The 14,077-nt window shown below is 55.6% G+C and carries 18 protein-coding genes; 17 read left to right on the forward strand and 1 reads right to left on the reverse strand.

Going from position 1 to position 14,077, the window contains the following annotated elements:
• The first annotated feature begins 4 nt into the window (after positions 1 to 4).
• The 10 genes from sigK (at position 5) to YWK_RS0109505 (ending at position 6,797) form a co-directional block, all read left to right on the forward strand.
• A complete protein-coding gene (gene sigK, locus YWK_RS0109460; protein ID WP_026964595.1) occupies positions 5 to 709 on the forward strand; it encodes an RNA polymerase sporulation sigma factor SigK in 705 nt (234 codons plus the stop codon).
• Positions 710 to 925: 216 nt separating this feature from the next.
• Entirely contained in the window at positions 926 to 1,468 is a 543-nt protein-coding gene (locus tag YWK_RS0109465; protein WP_026964596.1) for a YqeG family HAD IIIA-type phosphatase, read from the forward strand.
• Positions 1,461 to 2,666 (forward strand): ribosome biogenesis GTPase YqeH, encoded by a 1,206-nt coding sequence (gene yqeH / locus YWK_RS0109470; RefSeq protein WP_051375422.1) that lies wholly within the window; start codon positions 1,461 to 1,463, stop codon positions 2,664 to 2,666. The genes YWK_RS0109465 and yqeH overlap by 8 nt, the downstream gene beginning before the upstream one ends.
• A gap of 172 nt (positions 2,667 to 2,838) precedes the next feature.
• Complete coding sequence (locus YWK_RS0109475) at positions 2,839 to 3,051, forward strand: hypothetical protein (protein WP_156909104.1); 213 nt, start codon at positions 2,839 to 2,841, stop codon at positions 3,049 to 3,051.
• Positions 3,052 to 3,240: 189 nt separating this feature from the next.
• The gene (aroE, locus tag YWK_RS19240; protein ID WP_084453616.1) at positions 3,241 to 4,143 is read left to right on the forward strand and encodes a shikimate dehydrogenase; all 903 of its coding nucleotides are present in this window, start codon (positions 3,241 to 3,243) and stop codon (positions 4,141 to 4,143) included.
• A gap of 2 nt (positions 4,144 to 4,145) precedes the next feature.
• Complete coding sequence (yhbY, locus tag YWK_RS0109485) at positions 4,146 to 4,436, forward strand: ribosome assembly RNA-binding protein YhbY (protein ID WP_026964599.1); 291 nt, start codon at positions 4,146 to 4,148, stop codon at positions 4,434 to 4,436.
• Entirely contained in the window at positions 4,361 to 5,032 is a 672-nt protein-coding gene (gene nadD / locus YWK_RS0109490; protein ID WP_156909106.1) for a nicotinate (nicotinamide) nucleotide adenylyltransferase, read from the forward strand. The genes yhbY and nadD overlap by 76 nt, the downstream gene beginning before the upstream one ends.
• Before the next feature lie 34 nt (positions 5,033 to 5,066).
• The gene (gene yqeK / locus YWK_RS19245; protein ID WP_051375423.1) at positions 5,067 to 5,666 is read left to right on the forward strand and encodes a bis(5'-nucleosyl)-tetraphosphatase (symmetrical) YqeK; all 600 of its coding nucleotides are present in this window, start codon (positions 5,067 to 5,069) and stop codon (positions 5,664 to 5,666) included.
• Positions 5,667 to 5,689: 23 nt separating this feature from the next.
• Positions 5,690 to 6,046: a ribosome silencing factor gene (rsfS, locus tag YWK_RS0109500; protein ID WP_026964601.1), complete on the forward strand. Its 357-nt coding sequence runs from the start codon at positions 5,690 to 5,692 to the stop codon at positions 6,044 to 6,046.
• 7 nt (positions 6,047 to 6,053) lie between these two features.
• Positions 6,054 to 6,797, forward strand: coding sequence for a class I SAM-dependent DNA methyltransferase (locus tag YWK_RS0109505; RefSeq protein ID WP_026964602.1), 744 nt, complete (start codon positions 6,054 to 6,056; stop codon positions 6,795 to 6,797).
• Between the two features lie 46 nt (positions 6,798 to 6,843).
• Here YWK_RS0109505 and mntR read toward each other — a convergent pair whose 3' ends face one another.
• Positions 6,844 to 7,275 carry a transcriptional regulator MntR gene (mntR, locus tag YWK_RS0109510; RefSeq protein ID WP_035466559.1) on the reverse strand — a complete coding sequence of 144 codons (432 nt, stop codon included), beginning with the start codon at positions 7,273 to 7,275 and terminating at the stop codon, positions 6,844 to 6,846.
• A gap of 232 nt (positions 7,276 to 7,507) precedes the next feature.
• Between mntR and YWK_RS20985 the strand changes: the two genes are divergently transcribed.
• The 7 genes from YWK_RS20985 to YWK_RS22475 form a co-directional block, all read left to right on the forward strand.
• Positions 7,508 to 8,191 carry a ComEA family DNA-binding protein gene (locus tag YWK_RS20985; protein ID WP_169727164.1) on the forward strand — a complete coding sequence of 228 codons (684 nt, stop codon included), beginning with the start codon at positions 7,508 to 7,510 and terminating at the stop codon, positions 8,189 to 8,191.
• A 154-nt stretch (positions 8,192 to 8,345) separates the two neighbouring features.
• On the forward strand, positions 8,346 to 9,461 hold the full coding sequence (locus YWK_RS19255) for a transglutaminase-like domain-containing protein (protein WP_051375425.1): 1,116 nt from the start codon (positions 8,346 to 8,348) through the stop codon (positions 9,459 to 9,461).
• Positions 9,462 to 9,592: 131 nt separating this feature from the next.
• Positions 9,593 to 11,011, forward strand: a complete 1,419-nt coding sequence (locus YWK_RS0109525) for a ComEC/Rec2 family competence protein (protein WP_169727165.1) — start codon at positions 9,593 to 9,595, stop codon at positions 11,009 to 11,011.
• 149 nt (positions 11,012 to 11,160) lie between these two features.
• Positions 11,161 to 12,339 (forward strand): NAD(P)/FAD-dependent oxidoreductase, encoded by a 1,179-nt coding sequence (locus YWK_RS19260; protein WP_051375426.1) that lies wholly within the window; start codon positions 11,161 to 11,163, stop codon positions 12,337 to 12,339.
• Between the two features lie 88 nt (positions 12,340 to 12,427).
• The gene (holA, locus tag YWK_RS0109535; RefSeq protein ID WP_026964605.1) at positions 12,428 to 13,441 is read left to right on the forward strand and encodes a DNA polymerase III subunit delta; all 1,014 of its coding nucleotides are present in this window, start codon (positions 12,428 to 12,430) and stop codon (positions 13,439 to 13,441) included.
• Positions 13,442 to 13,483: 42 nt separating this feature from the next.
• Positions 13,484 to 13,768 (forward strand): small, acid-soluble spore protein, alpha/beta type, encoded by a 285-nt coding sequence (locus YWK_RS0109540; protein ID WP_026964606.1) that lies wholly within the window; start codon positions 13,484 to 13,486, stop codon positions 13,766 to 13,768.
• Between the two features lie 144 nt (positions 13,769 to 13,912).
• The coding region (locus tag YWK_RS22475) for a transposase (protein ID WP_483756933.1) at positions 13,913 to 14,077 on the forward strand (165 nt) is incomplete at its 3' end.

Consider the following 14,077-nt stretch of genomic DNA (forward strand, 5'->3'; position numbering starts at 1 on the left):
ACCATTGCCTGGCATTCTCACTTTGCTTGCACTCGTGTTGAAGGATGTTTCGGTCTTTGTCTCCTACGTCAAAAACAACGCATTTCCTCAACCGTTGACGGCCGAAGAAGAAGCGGCATGCATTGAACGTATGTTTGCAGGGGATGGCACAGCGCGGAACAAACTCATTGAGCACAATCTGCGCCTCGTCGCGCACTTGGCCAAAAAATTCGAGGGCTCTGGAGAGGACGCGGACGACCTGATTTCCATTGGTACCATTGGACTGATCAAGGCAGTGGAGAGCTATCACCCAGACAAAGGAACCAAGCTCGCCACATTCGCAGCCCGCTGTATCAACAACGAGATCCTCATGTACCTGCGCAGCAATCGCAAGCACAAACGCGACACGTCGTTGTACGACCCCATCGGGACGGACAAGGACGGCAATGAGATGACGCTTGTGGACTTGTTGGGGACGGATCCGGACGAGATTGTAGATCAGGTGGATTTCTCGTGGGAAAAGCAAAAGATGTTTGAAAACTTGCCTCTACTTCCTGACAGGGAGCGAGAAGTGATCTGCAAGCGGTTTGGCATTCCGGATGGAGAGGAGCGAACGCAGCGCGAAATTGCCTCAGAACTTGGCATTTCGAGATCTTACGTCTCGCGAATTGAACGGAAGGCGTTGAACAAGCTCTACGACCAACTGCGGGCGGGACGAGGCCTTCACTGAAACGATTGCGCGACTGTTGCCTGGTGACCTGTCGGATGGACAGGGTGGCTTGGGCAGTGACTTGCTTCCATGCGGTCAATCGGAGACAGCGGTGCTCTGCCACTGGCGTACCGCTGTCTTTGCCTCCATTTGTGCGTGTGTGATACAGTTTGGATTACTGAGTTCCATGAAATCTTGGAACGAAAGGCACACAGCAAGTCTGGAGGCTGGGTATACATGCGTTGGTTGGAGCGGCTGCGGCCAGATGCATACGTGGCGGAAGTGGCCGATATTGACTTGGACAAGCTGCGGGAGCAGGGATACCGCCTCCTCCTGACCGATTTGGACAACACCTTGGTGCCGTGGAACCATCCGGAGGTTTCAGAAGACTTGGCGGATTGGTTGCAGCAGGCGAAGAACAAAGGATTCCAGGTGTGCATTGTGTCCAATAATCACGGCCCGCGCGTGGAGAAATTTGCCGCAAAGGCGGACGTTGCGTTCATTGCTGGTGCAAAAAAACCGAAACCCGCTGCGTTTCTCCAGGCGATGGAGCGATTTCGAGCGACGCCGGAGACTACCGTGATGGTAGGAGACCAGTTGTTTACCGATATCCGCGGTGGAAACCGCTGCGGCTTACATACGATTCTGGTATTACCCATCCATCCTAAAGAGTGGTGGGGAACGCGGCTGGTGCGGCGGGTGGAACGGATTGCTATGTACATGTTGGTACGTCGGGGACTCGTTGTCCCGGAAAGAAAGGTGAAGCAGGAGAATGAGTGAACACCAAGAAGATCGCGCAGCGCTTGTGCGTTGCACTGGCTGCGGAATTGAGTTGCAAAGCGAATCCCCGGACCATCCCGGTTACGTCCCGGAGAGCGCGCTGTCCAGAGAATCTCCAGTTTGTCGGCGGTGCTTCCGTATCCGCCACTACGGCGAGTTTTCGCGCATTGTGGTGCCGCACGACGTCTACGAGCGTGAAGTATCCACCATCTCCTCGCATCCGGGGCTCGTGTTTTACGTCATCGACGTGTTTGATCTGCCAGGCTCTGTGATCCCTGGATTGGCCAAGTTGATTGGGACCAGCCGCGTGGTTGCGGTTGTCAATAAAGTGGATCTGCTGCCCAAAGAAGTGCATGTGGAAGCGTTGGAGCAATGGATCCGCAAGGAACTGCTGACAACAGGTGTGGCATTGTCCGAAGTGTTGTTTGTCAGTGGACGGAGCGGGCGCGGCATCCGCGACGTACTTGAGACGATGGAGCGTTACCGCACAGACGCTGTCTACGTGGTCGGTATGGCAAACGTGGGGAAGTCGACCATGCTCAATCGACTCGTGGATAGGTTGGAGCGCCATCAGCCATTTACCGCATCACGCGTTCCCGGCACCACCATCGGCATGGTCAGCACGCGCGTGACGTTGCCGAACGGAGACAAGACTGTGCTGGTGGATACGCCTGGTTTGATTCATGGAGATAGGGTCATTGACAAGCTCTGTGGCTCCTGCCTCAAGACGGCCACACCCCAACAACCCATTCGTCCGAAAATCTACCAATTGGACGCCGGTCAATCGGTGTGGATGGGTGGATTCGCCCGTTTCGACTTTGTTTCAGGACCGCATCAGCCCGTGGTGTTCTACGTCAGTAACGACCTTGTCCTGCACCGCACAAAGCTGGAAAAAGCGGCAGCTTTCGGAGAACAGCACGCGGATGACATTCTCAAGGTACCGTGTCCCGAGTGCCGCGAAAGTCTAGGTTCGCTTCGCCCTCTCTCCATCCGGTCTTCACGTCAGAGACCGATTCCGGGAGAAACAGAGCGCGTACTGGAAGTGCCCACGCACGGATGCGACATCGTCCTCTCTGGCTTAGGGTGGATGGTTTTGCAAGGTCAGAACATTCGCGGGACGCTGTGGGTACCGGAAGACGTGCGCGTAACCACGCGCCCGCGGCTCGTCGGGCATTTGAGCAGGGGCGCGCGCGTGTAACGTTCGCCCTCGTCACACATTGGGCCGTCGAGGGGCCACCTCTATGAAACTGTTGTGATAATGTCGATTCGCTTGCAATACACCTAGATCAATAAGACGCGCGAAACCGTGGTTTCCATGGACCGTGTTCTGGACATGCTGACGGTAGGGCGCAATCTAGGTGGTGGGTGGATTGATAGAATCGGATAGGAGAACAGTGGTCGTACCCGTGTCCGCGGCTGAAACTGAGGCGTCTGTCACAGTCGATGACTTGCTGGGACAACTGCGGCGTGTGGTGAAAACAGCGCGCGCGTCGCACCCGGACTTGTCTGACTACCGCCTCTACGACGTCGCTCTGTGTGCGGGTCAAAAACAGCGAAACGCACTGCTCGACTTTCGACCGTGACAATCGCGATGTACCGACGGCTCAACATAAAAACGGGCGCCGAGGCGCCCAATTTTTGTAGAAATCGTCTATCGGCCTATCACAATCAAAGGCTTGGGACGACATGCAATGATAGCGAACTTATGTTATAGTTAAGCCGTTTTCTAGATTGCCGATACGGTGGCGTCACGGGGAGGATTGGCGGTGACGATGCGACTGTTTGGGTTGCTGGGGTGGCCGGTTGGACACAGCGTGTCTCCAGCCATGATGAACGCGGCGTTTGCGGCGGTTGGCGTGGATGCCGTATACGTGCCCTTTGCCGTACCACCCGAGCGGTTTCAAGCGGCTGTGGATGGATTGCTCGCGCTTCAGGCAGTCGGGGTCAATGTCACCATTCCCCACAAGCAGCGTGCGTTCCAGATGGCTGTGGATAGAACGCCTGAAGCGGCACTGGCCAAGGCTGTGAACACGCTGCGTTTCGATTCGAACGATGGTGTGATTTCAGGGCATAATACAGATGTTGGAGGTTGGTGGGCGTCGGTGCGCGCCTACGCTGAATCTGGGCCTGCTCGAGTGACGCTCCTCGGTGGGGGAGGCGCTGCGCGGGCTGTGGTGGCCGCGCTCGCACTGCACAGACCCCAGGTCCAACTCGCGATTACCGCTCGTCACCAAGAACGAGTGAAGCCGCTGATGGCCGACTTTGAACATGACATTCATATTACCTTTGTCCCCTGGGAGAAGCGCCACGACGCCATTGCGGACTCGGACTGGGTCGTAAACTCCACACCGGTGGGAATGCATCCGAATGTGGACGCTTCCCCTGTCGACGATGCGGGATGTTTTCAAGCCGGGCAGCTGGTGCAGGACCTCATCTATCGACCTTCGCCGACCCGATTGTTAAAAATGGCTGCGGACAAGGGGTGTACGGTGCAGGACGGACTGGCGATGCTGGTCGGTCAGGGGGCCGAGGCATTTCGCTGGTGGTCAGGCCTCGAGCCGCCCGTCGAGACCATGCATCGTGCTGCGCTACAGGCGCTCACCATTGGCGTGGAACGGATAAATACAGTGCAAACAAATTCTCGGAGGCCCGTGATGCCTGAAAAGGACGAATGAACGTGTTAACAGGAAAACAAAAGCGATTTTTGCGAGCACAGGCGCACCATCTGTCGCCGGCGATGCAAATTGGTAAAGGTGGAATTACGGCAGGCGTGATTGAACAGGTGGAGCAAGACTTGGAGTCGCACGAACTGATGAAAATCTCTGTCCTCGAAACGAGTCCGCTGTCGCGTGACGAAGTCGCAGAAATCCTGGTAGAGGAGACCGGGGCCGAGTGGGTGCAGTCGATAGGTCGAACCGTGGTATTGTACCGAAAGTCCACCGAGAACCCGCAAATTCAACTGCCGTAGCGATGCAAAACATCGTGTTGTTCGGAGGTACGTTCGATCCGCCGCATATTGGGCACCTTCTCATGGCCCAATTGGCGCTGGAACAGACCCGTTCGGATGCAGTGTGGTTTTTGCCCGCGCCCGCGCCACCGCACAAGTTAAACGAGGAACATACGCGTCACGAGACACGCGTGCGACTCGTACAAGCCCTCGTGGAAGGATACCAGGCGTTCAAGGTTTGCGATATCGAACGTTCGCTGCCGACCCCGTCATACACTGTGGATACCATTCACGCCTTGAGCACGATGTATCCAAACCACCACTTTCAGTTCTTGTGTGGGTCGGACAGCCTAGCGAACCTGCCACACTGGCACCGTGCCAATGAACTTGTGCAGATGATAGAGTTTGTCGTCGCTGTCCGTACTGGGTACCCGTTTGAAGAGACCTTGACAGAAGTGCAGCGTGAGCTCCCGGCGTTGAGGGCCACTGTACTGGAGATGCCCATTGTGGACGTCTCATCCACATTTCTGCGCGAGCGGTTGCGGAGAAACCTGCCCATTTGCGGCTTGATTCCTCCAGCTGTACTGCAGGTGTGGCTTGAGTGCGGGACAACGTGAGAACACTACAGACGAGTTGGGAGAGCGAGTCATTGTGTCAGAATTGGAGTTGATGGAGAAAGCGCAAGCGGAGTTAAGCCCAGCACGCTTTGAGCACACGAAAGGCGTCGTCGAGGCTGCAGAACGCCTCGCTCGTCGATTCGGGGTAGATGTGACGAAGGCGCGCGTTGCAGCTTGGATTCACGATATCGCTCGGGAGTGGCCACAGGAACGTTTGGCACAAGTGGCCGAGCAAGTGGAAATTCCGGCTGGATTTGCACTGATTCCAGCGATTTTGCATGGCCCGATTGCCGCGCATCTCGCCGCGGAGTGGTTTGACATCGATGACGAAAACATTCAGAATGCGGTGCGATATCACACCACCGGACGGGTGGGGATGTCGGATTTAGAAAAGGTGGTGTTCCTGGCAGATGCCATCGAACGCGGACGCAACTACCCTGGTGTAGAAAAAATACGTGCGCTGGCGGAGCAAGATCTAAACCTTGCGCTCGCAGAGTCATTCGACAACACCATTCTATATCTCGTTCAGACGCATCAACCGATTTTTCCACTCACAGTGATGGCTCGGAATGAACTGTGGGAGCAAGTCACTGCTACACAAGCGAGTGAGACGCATCATTTAAACCATGAGTGATTCACAGACCGGGAGGTAAGCCAATGCTCAATTCTACCGATCAACTTGCACTGCAAGCTGCCGCCGCAGCCGCTGACAAAAAGGCCAAGGATATCGTGGTTTTGGATATCCACGAACTGACGCCGATAGCCGACTACTTCGTGATTTGTTCGGCCAATTCCGGGACGCAGTTAGAGGCGGTGGCGCGGTCTGTAAGGGATCGACTTGAGGAATTGGGACTGCACTGCAAAGGCACGGAAGGCATGGACGAGGGGCGCTGGGTCCTCATGGATTTTGGAGATGTGGTCGTCCACGTGTTTCGACCGGAAGAACGGGAGTTTTACCACTTGGAGCGACTGTGGGGAGACGCTCGACAAATTCCTTTTGAGGAGGCAAGGTGAAAGTGCGGTGAGCAGACCGTACAGTGAATTTGCCGCCATTTACGACATGTTTATGAACGGGGCGCCTCACGACGCCTGGTTGAACTTCATCACACACCGATGGCCTGATTTAGAATCGCTGGACGTCGTAGACATCGGGTGTGGCACGGGGCAGCTGACGTTAGAACTCGCGGCTCGTTGCCGCAGGGTGTACGGCGTCGACCGTTCGGAAGAAATGCTCGTGCAAGCGGCACGGGCAGCGATGGATGCGAATATGGCGGTGCAGTGGCTATGCCAGGACATCCGGGAGATCAAACTGCCAGGCCGCGTGCACCTTGCGGTAGCCTGCTGCGACGTTCTCAACTACTTGCCGTCCCGAGAGGATCTCCGGATGTGTTTTCAAGGTGTAGCGAGCCAACTGTATTCGGGTGGCTGGTTTTGCTTTGACGTCTTCGGTCCGGCGCGGATACACGCGTTAAAAGATGGGGTGTGGCACGACATTCGCGACGACGCTGCCGTATTGTTTGAAACGGACGTCGACGAAGACAGTGGTCGCATCCAATACGATGTGCACATGTTTGTGTCGGAGGATGGTTCTTCGTACCACCGCTATGAAGAACACCACGTGCAGCAGTACTATACCTTGGACGTGCTCCTGCAGGTTTTAGATTCGACTGGATTCAAAGCGGAGATTGAAGGCGACTTCGGAAGAAAGACAGTGGATGGGGCAGACCGAATTTGCGTTGTCGCACAGAAAGTTTCAGACTCCTGAAAGACTGACGCGACAGCGTGCGGTCATCCCCATCTGTCGCGTTTGTTCACTCACTGCGTTCGTCCTGCACTTTTGCCAAGTACGACTGAAAGTGGGCCAAGCAATCGGGACGTTCAGCAAAAAACAAGACGAGCGCTTGCAGAGAATTCAGTGTGGTTGGGCTGACGTGGTGTTCAATCCCTTCCACATCTTTTTGAATGGTTTCCTCGCTGACGCCGAGAATCCGCATGAACTCCTCCAACATGTGGTGGCGTTCCTTCATCAGCTGGCCCAATTTCTGACCTCGAGCCGTGAGGACGATGCCGCGGTACTTCTCATAGGTCACGTACTGGTTTTCATCCAGTTTTTGGATCATTTTTGTCACGGACGAGGGTTGCACATCGAGAGAGGATGCGATGTCTGAAACCCTTGCATATCCTTTCTCCTTCATCAACTCGTAGATTTTCTCCAAATAGTCTTCCATACTCGGTGTTAACAATCGAACAACCCCCGGAACTTCGTGTATCCATCTTACATCATCCGCCTGTGGGATGCCAACGATTCGGTGTCCAGTATGCAAATCACTATTTACAAAGTATGCGAACAGACAACGGTTTGAAAACAGGGATGTGCGGACATGGGGCGAAATCAGAATCTTCATACACGTGATTCGGATGGAGGGAGTTCGCATGTCGCATGACCCTTGCAGCAAAAATCCTGGGGGAGTGGACGTGTTGGAATTCAGCGAAGAGGAGGCGCTGTTCTCCGCTGTGGATACGCCGGTAGCGGAAGATAAGAAAAGTCGGTGGTATCGTCGCATCGCTCTCTTCGGTGTGGCGCTACTGGCGTTTTGCGCAGGGTATTGGCTACATACCATGTCGACACACCGTGTTTCCTCCGTGGACGGAGCCAACGCACCGGCGGGCAGTGAGATGACGTCCGAACCTCCTTCGAATTCGACCATCGTCGTTGACATCCACGGTGACGTACACCACCCGGGCGTGTACGTACTTCCATCGGACGCTCGCGTGAAAGACGCGGTAGCAGCCGCAGGTGGCTGCATCCACCCTGACGACGTGAAGTACTTCAATGCGGCAGCGGTTCTCGACGACGGTGGAGAAGTGGTCATCCCCAACGCCGCGGAACAACGTCCTTCGCAAGAAGCGCTTTCATCGGTATCATCGAATGCTGCAGGCACAGAGGGAGAAAATCGGGCCAAGATTGACATCAACTCGGCCACGGTGGAGACGTTGGAGACGCTCCCTGGCATTGGACCCGCGAAGGCGGCCGCCATTGTCCGATTTCGGTCCACTCACGGTCCCCTGCGGCAACTGGGCGACTTGCTCCAGGTTCCGGGGATTGGTAAGACGACGCTCGAACACATTGCTCCGTACGTCAACCTTCCCAGTGGATGAGCTTGCGTTCGTCGGCCACCGACAGAAATATGTCGGATGCGACGCAGTAGTATGGAATCCGTTTCCCGTTCATTCTACGCGCAGTGTACATTAAGATAGACGTGTAAGGAACGTCCATCTCATCAGTACTATACGGCGAGGAGGTGCTGACACCGTGAACTGGTTGACTATCGCGTTTGCAGTGGTGTTTTTCTGGTCTGTATTCCGGGGATGCGTGCGAAGATTTGCACCAGAGGCAGGATATCTCGCGGCTCAGGCAACGCACCTTGTGGCCGCTGTCGTTGCACTGGCCTGTGCCTGGTTTGCAAGCGTCAAAATCTCTGGGTTCTTTGCACACGTGAAGGCGGGACAGATCCCCGCGTGGGCGACAGAACTCTGGCGCATCTGGCAACAGTCTCCTCAATTGTCGCATCTTGCGCTGTTACTGGTGTTGTACTTCGTCGTGTCGGCCGTTCTGCAGCGCGTGGTGCATCCGATTCCGGGATGGGTTGTCCGGGTCATCCCGCGCGGCGTCGGCGGCAGCCGCCTCTTCGGCGGAGTACTTGGCGCATTGGCGGGCGCGGTGTGTTCGGTTGCGTTGGGCGCTGTGGTGTTTCTCGTCTTGCAGTTTGTGTCCGTACCGTCGCTTCAAATGCTGGCGACAAACTCACAACCTTACATTGTGATGAACCGCTCTATCTTTCAGCCTTGGTTGAAACCATTGGTGGCGCGTGAGCTGCCCGTCTTGACGGCCAACGCGCTGGAACCGCTGTCCAAGAACATTTCTCTGTTCGCGGTGCCGACGAGTACCGATGGAACGCAAGCCGGTGTATTGGTCGTTCCCAAAGACATCGCGACGTTAGCGCAGAGGATTACGGCGGGACAAACGTCGTCACGGGCGAAGGCCTACGCGCTATACGAGTGGGAAATTCACCATATCAAATACGACTGGAATAAGTACTACGACTACGTGAATGACCGTCGCTGGGATCAACAGTCGCCACTCGACACCTTGCGCACGGGCAAAGGTGTGTGTGCGGACTATGCTCTTCTGTACGCGGAGATGGCCCATGCTGTTGGCATTACGGTCGAGATTGACGAGGGCATTGGTGGCACCGCGCTGGATTACGGCCCGCACGCCTGGAACCGGGTGTGGGATGACCGTCAACAGGTCTGGATTCCGGTGGACACCACCTGGGGCGCAGAGCAAGACGAGTGGTTTAATCCGCCCAATTTCGATGCCACCCACCATGTTCAAACCAGAATTCGAATTGAAGGTGCAGCGCACTGAAATCCCCACATGTCGTGCGATTCTTCGCATGCATGTGGGTGTTTTCTATGGGCTGTGGTTTTTTCCTCGGCCGCTGTGTTTTCGTGCCTGCTTCACTCATGCTCATTTGCCCTTTGGTCGTGATATTCATCGTGGCTGCGTTGACGTGGGGGTCCAGACACCGTTGGATCATCCCCGTGCTGATGGTCCTGTTTGGTGCTGCGCGTGGATTTTGGAGCGAAGCAACGGTGATCCACGATGGTCGGTTTTTGCTCGGTTACACGCTCCAAGGTCGAGCAACCGTGGTGTATGTGCGACCTTTCCGCACGTATTCGTCTGCACTGCTCCGACTGCAGGATGTCCATCTCGATGGGCGACGGCAAACCTGTGATTGCACTGTATGGTGTCGCGTCCCCCGTCGCCAAACCATCAGGCAAGGCGCTCAGGTTGCAGTGATGGGTGAGGTCGTTCCGCAACCTCAGACGCGAGGGACCTCAGGAGTGCGCTACGAGCTTCTCGGCCAGGTCCGTCCGACCGCACTCGTCTCACAAAACCAGAATGCGCATCTTGCAGATCTGTCCATCTGGTCGTCAATGGACGGACTCAATACTACAGACGCTGCACTCCTGCAAAGTCTCGTATTTGGCGACGACTCAGGTCTGAGCCAACGTCTGAAAGACGAGTTCCTTGACGCCGGACTACTGCACGTGCTGGTAGCCAGTGGTGCGAATCTGCTGGTTTTGGAACAATTTGTGCAAGTCACACTGTTCCCGGTCTGGCGGGCACTCCGACTACCGTCATGGCTATGGGCGGCATTGCAGGCCAGTCTCGCGTGGGCCTATGCTGGCGCTTGCCGCTTTGACGTGTCGATTGTCCGTGCTGCCTTGATGACGTCGCATCGATGGGCTGCGTACGCGGTCGGGCGGAACACGTCGCCATCCGCAGGGTTGTTGTGGGCGGCGGTCGTTCTTGCCGCCGTCAATCCTGAGGCCACTTTTGGCATCAGCGCTTGCCTTTCGTTCATCGCCACGGCTGCTGTGAATCAGGTATTGTTCTCACCAGCCACAAGGGCACGGGGACACAGGCACGATGAGTATCGCGGAGTTCGCGCGGTACTTACTTCTGCGTGGCGACACGTGACGGAGCTTGCGGCGTCCACGTTGCGCGTAGAACTGTGGCTCCTCCCTGTTCTCATCTGTACGTTTCAACAATGTACGCCTTACTCCATTGCAGCCAACCTGCTCGCCGACCCCATGCTCGCGCTGCTTCTGCCGCTTGCCGTTTTGCTGTGGCTGACACGCGTCATCCTTCCAACTCTGCCGTGTCTACACGTCGTCCTGATGAGCTTGGCAGCTGTGTTGCACGTCGGAATCGAGTCTTTGCTCGGTGTGGTTGAAACGGTCTCCCACCTTCCAGGCGCTTTGGTGTCGGTTAAGCCGTCATGGTGGTTCTGGGTCTTGTACGGGGCGACCATGTACATCTGCAATCACTCCGCCGTCCACAGGTTGTTCGTCCGAATTCGACGTTTTGCGCGAATGTCTACCAAAGGTGGCGGGAAGGTTGTGATATAATGTTTGACGGTATTCGTCCAATGCCCGTTGAGGCGGTGAACTGGTGAGTTCTGTCAGAATGTACATGCACGGTTTCGCACATCGTAGGTGTATGTACAATCGTCGATGACAGAGATTCACCAAGGAATTTCAGGGAAGAGGGAGAAATCATGAGCAAAATACTCATTCTAGGGGCCGGGTACGCTGGCATGATGACGGCCGCAGGATTAGAGAAAAACTCCGAGCCGTTTACCCTGGTCAACAAGAATTCGTATCATTACATGGCTACTTTGCTGCACGAAGCAGCGGGTGGTCGCGGTAACGCCATGAATTACACCGTACCTATCCGTCAGGTTCTGACAAAGCCCACATCCACCATCGTCGAAGACGAAATTACGTCGATTGACCGTGAGAAGAAGCAGGTACATGGGAGAAACGGGACCTACGACTACGATTGGTTGGTTGTGACGCTGGGATGGGTCTCCGAGTACTTTGGCATTCCCGGAATGGCGGAGAACAGCCTTTCCATCATGGACGTCGACTCGGCTGTGAATATCCGAAATCACATTGAGCAGGAATTCCAGAAGTACAAGGAAGACGGCGACAAGCGGCACCTCACCATTGTCATTGGCGGCGCCGGACTGACGGGCATCGAACTGGTTGGCGAATTAGTGGACTGGCTGCCGGAACTTTGCCTGAAGTACGGCATTGACAGGAAAGACGTAGATCTGCAAAACATCGAGGCCATGCCGACCATCTTGCCGATGGTTTCCGAGACCTTGCGCGAAGTTGCCGCCCGGACGTTGACCGAGCGGGGAGCTCGACTGCGCACCAATACCAAGCTGGTGAAGGTAGAGCCTGGCGTGGTTCATCTGGAAGGCGGCGAAGCGGTTGAAGCCGGGACCATCGTCTGGACAGGCGGTGTCCGTGCAAACCCCATTCTGCAACAAGCAGGGTTCACTGTAGACCGCAGAGGTCGTGCAAAAGTGAACGAGTACTTGCAGTCCGTGGACGATCCCCACATTTTCATCGGTGGCGACTGCGCTTGGTTCGAAGAGAACGGTCGTCCCATCCCGCCGACGGCGCAAGCGGCCATGCAAATGGGTCCCGTGCTTGCTGAGAACGTGACTGCGGCGATTTACGGTCGACCGCTGAAGCCGTTCCGCTTCCACAACCTCGGCACTTTGGCTTCGCTGGGCCGCGAAGTCGGTGTCGGTCAGGTGGGAAATCTTCCGGTCAAAGGTGTGATTGCCGCGATGATGAAGGAAGCCTCAAAGGTGAAATACCTGTGGCAGCTCGGTGGCATGCGTTTGACGGCTGACAAGACCACCGACGTCGTTCACATCTAACATTGTCCGACAACTTCATCTAGAGAGGACGCCTCCCCATCTCAAGACGAAAGCAATGTATACTTGTGATGGTGGGAGGCGTTTTTTCATGCTCGACTGGAGTCAAGCCATTGAATCTCTACAGGCGGCAACCGACATTGCTCCGGTACATGTGCTCGTCGGCACCGACTTCATTTTGTCGCGCTGGTATCTGGACAAACTGGAGCACGTGTTGGCCAGTGTTGAACACATGCCCGTAGATGTCAACCGATTTCGCTTCGATGAAGAAGGATGCGCCGGTGCCGTGCAGGCGTGCCAAACCTTATCCCTGTTTTCCGATACAGGCATTGTGCACCTGGATCACTGTTCCGCGTTTCTGTCGGGCGGCAAGTCGAAGCATGACCTGACGGACTTGGAACGGTATCTGGAGCATCCTGCAAGCGGAAAGGTCCTTGTCATTACTGTGCACGGCGAAAAGCTCGACGAGCGGAAGAAGATTGTCAAACTCGCGCGCAAGCACACAGTGGTCAACTGTAACCCGCCGAAAGAAAACGTCGCACTGCAGTGGCTGGCGACCGTCTGCGACGAACGCGGGATCTCACTGGCCAACGATGCTGCCCGCGAGTTGTGGCGGAGGACGCAGACCCTGTCCAGCGCTGTATCCGAATTAGAGAAACTGTACACGTACACAGGTGGGCAGCCAATTTCCCTGCGTGACGTGCAGGAACTTGTGTCGCAGCCTGTGGAAGATAACGTCTTTGCATGGATTGACGGCGTGGTCAAAGGACGCGTGGACCGGTCGTTTCGCGTCTTGACCGATGTTGAACGTGCGGGGTACGACGCGTTCGCGCTGTATGCGCTCATCGCACGCCAGCTGCGCTTGATGTGGTACGCGAAAGTGTTGGGGGCGAAAGGCTACTCCAACCAACAAATCGCGTCTAAAGCAGGCGCGCATCCATACGCGGTGAAGGTGGCTTCCGAGCAAGCCAGAGCGCTAACACAGACTCAGATTGAACGCTTGCTTTCCATGGTGGCAGACGCCGAGTACGCAGTGAAGACGGGGCGGCGCGATCCGCGTCACAGCCTGGACTGGGTCTTGATGGCCTGCTCAGTGGCTAAGTAAATGGCCTGAAGGGCACCCTACGGAGCACAGGAGGTGTCTTCCATGGCGAGACGGCGGAAGCGTCGTTTGCTTGTTCCAGAAGCGGGCGATGCCTTGGAACGTCTGAAACAGAGTGTGGTTGTCGAGAAACTGAATGGCACCGCGACTGTGCCTCGTGGAGAAGTGGATAATCCAGCACGTGAGGCGGCAAAGTCCATAGGAATTCCGTACAAAACGGGCGACAATGGAGACATGAAGGCTCGGGAAGCGGGAGCCATTGGTGGTCAAATCGGAGGGTCGATGGTCAAACGGCTCATTCAACTTGCCAAGCAGGAATTAGCAAAATAGAACGGGGTGCCCCCTCGCAAAGACACAAAAAAACGACCCTCTTGGAGAGCACTGCAAAACGAATACAGTAATTGTAAAGAACACCCCCAGTACAGTCTTGGTGCTGGGGGTGTTGTATAATTTTAAGAAAAAAGGAAGGCTCGGATGCTCCACTCGTCGAAGCAAACAAAATTGTCGTTTCACGCAGAACTGTATAATTTAGTCCCCAAGGATCACCTGCTTCGAAAAATTCATCAAGCGGTGGATTTTTCGTTTATCCACGATCTCGTTAAAGCCTCGTACTGCGAATATTACGGTCGGCCAGCAACG

Origin of the sequence: Alicyclobacillus pomorum DSM 14955, assembly GCF_000472905.1 — a bacterium.
GTDB lineage: Bacteria > Bacillota > Bacilli > Alicyclobacillales > Alicyclobacillaceae > Alicyclobacillus_A > Alicyclobacillus_A pomorum.

Coding starts and splice junctions, on each gene's coding strand:
- YWK_RS0109465 (WP_026964596.1), top strand. CDS start 926: ATGCGTTGGTTGGAGCGGCTGCGGCCAGATGCATACGTGGCGGAAGTG.
- rsfS (WP_026964601.1), top strand. CDS start 5,690: ATGCTCAATTCTACCGATCAACTTGCACTGCAAGCTGCCGCCGCAGCC.
- YWK_RS0109540 (WP_026964606.1), top strand. CDS start 13,484: ATGGCGAGACGGCGGAAGCGTCGTTTGCTTGTTCCAGAAGCGGGCGAT.
- YWK_RS19260 (WP_051375426.1), top strand. CDS start 11,161: ATGAGCAAAATACTCATTCTAGGGGCCGGGTACGCTGGCATGATGACG.
- aroE (WP_084453616.1), top strand. CDS start 3,241: ATGCGACTGTTTGGGTTGCTGGGGTGGCCGGTTGGACACAGCGTGTCT.
- holA (WP_026964605.1), top strand. CDS start 12,428: ATGCTCGACTGGAGTCAAGCCATTGAATCTCTACAGGCGGCAACCGAC.
- yqeH (WP_051375422.1), top strand. CDS start 1,461: ATGAGTGAACACCAAGAAGATCGCGCAGCGCTTGTGCGTTGCACTGGC.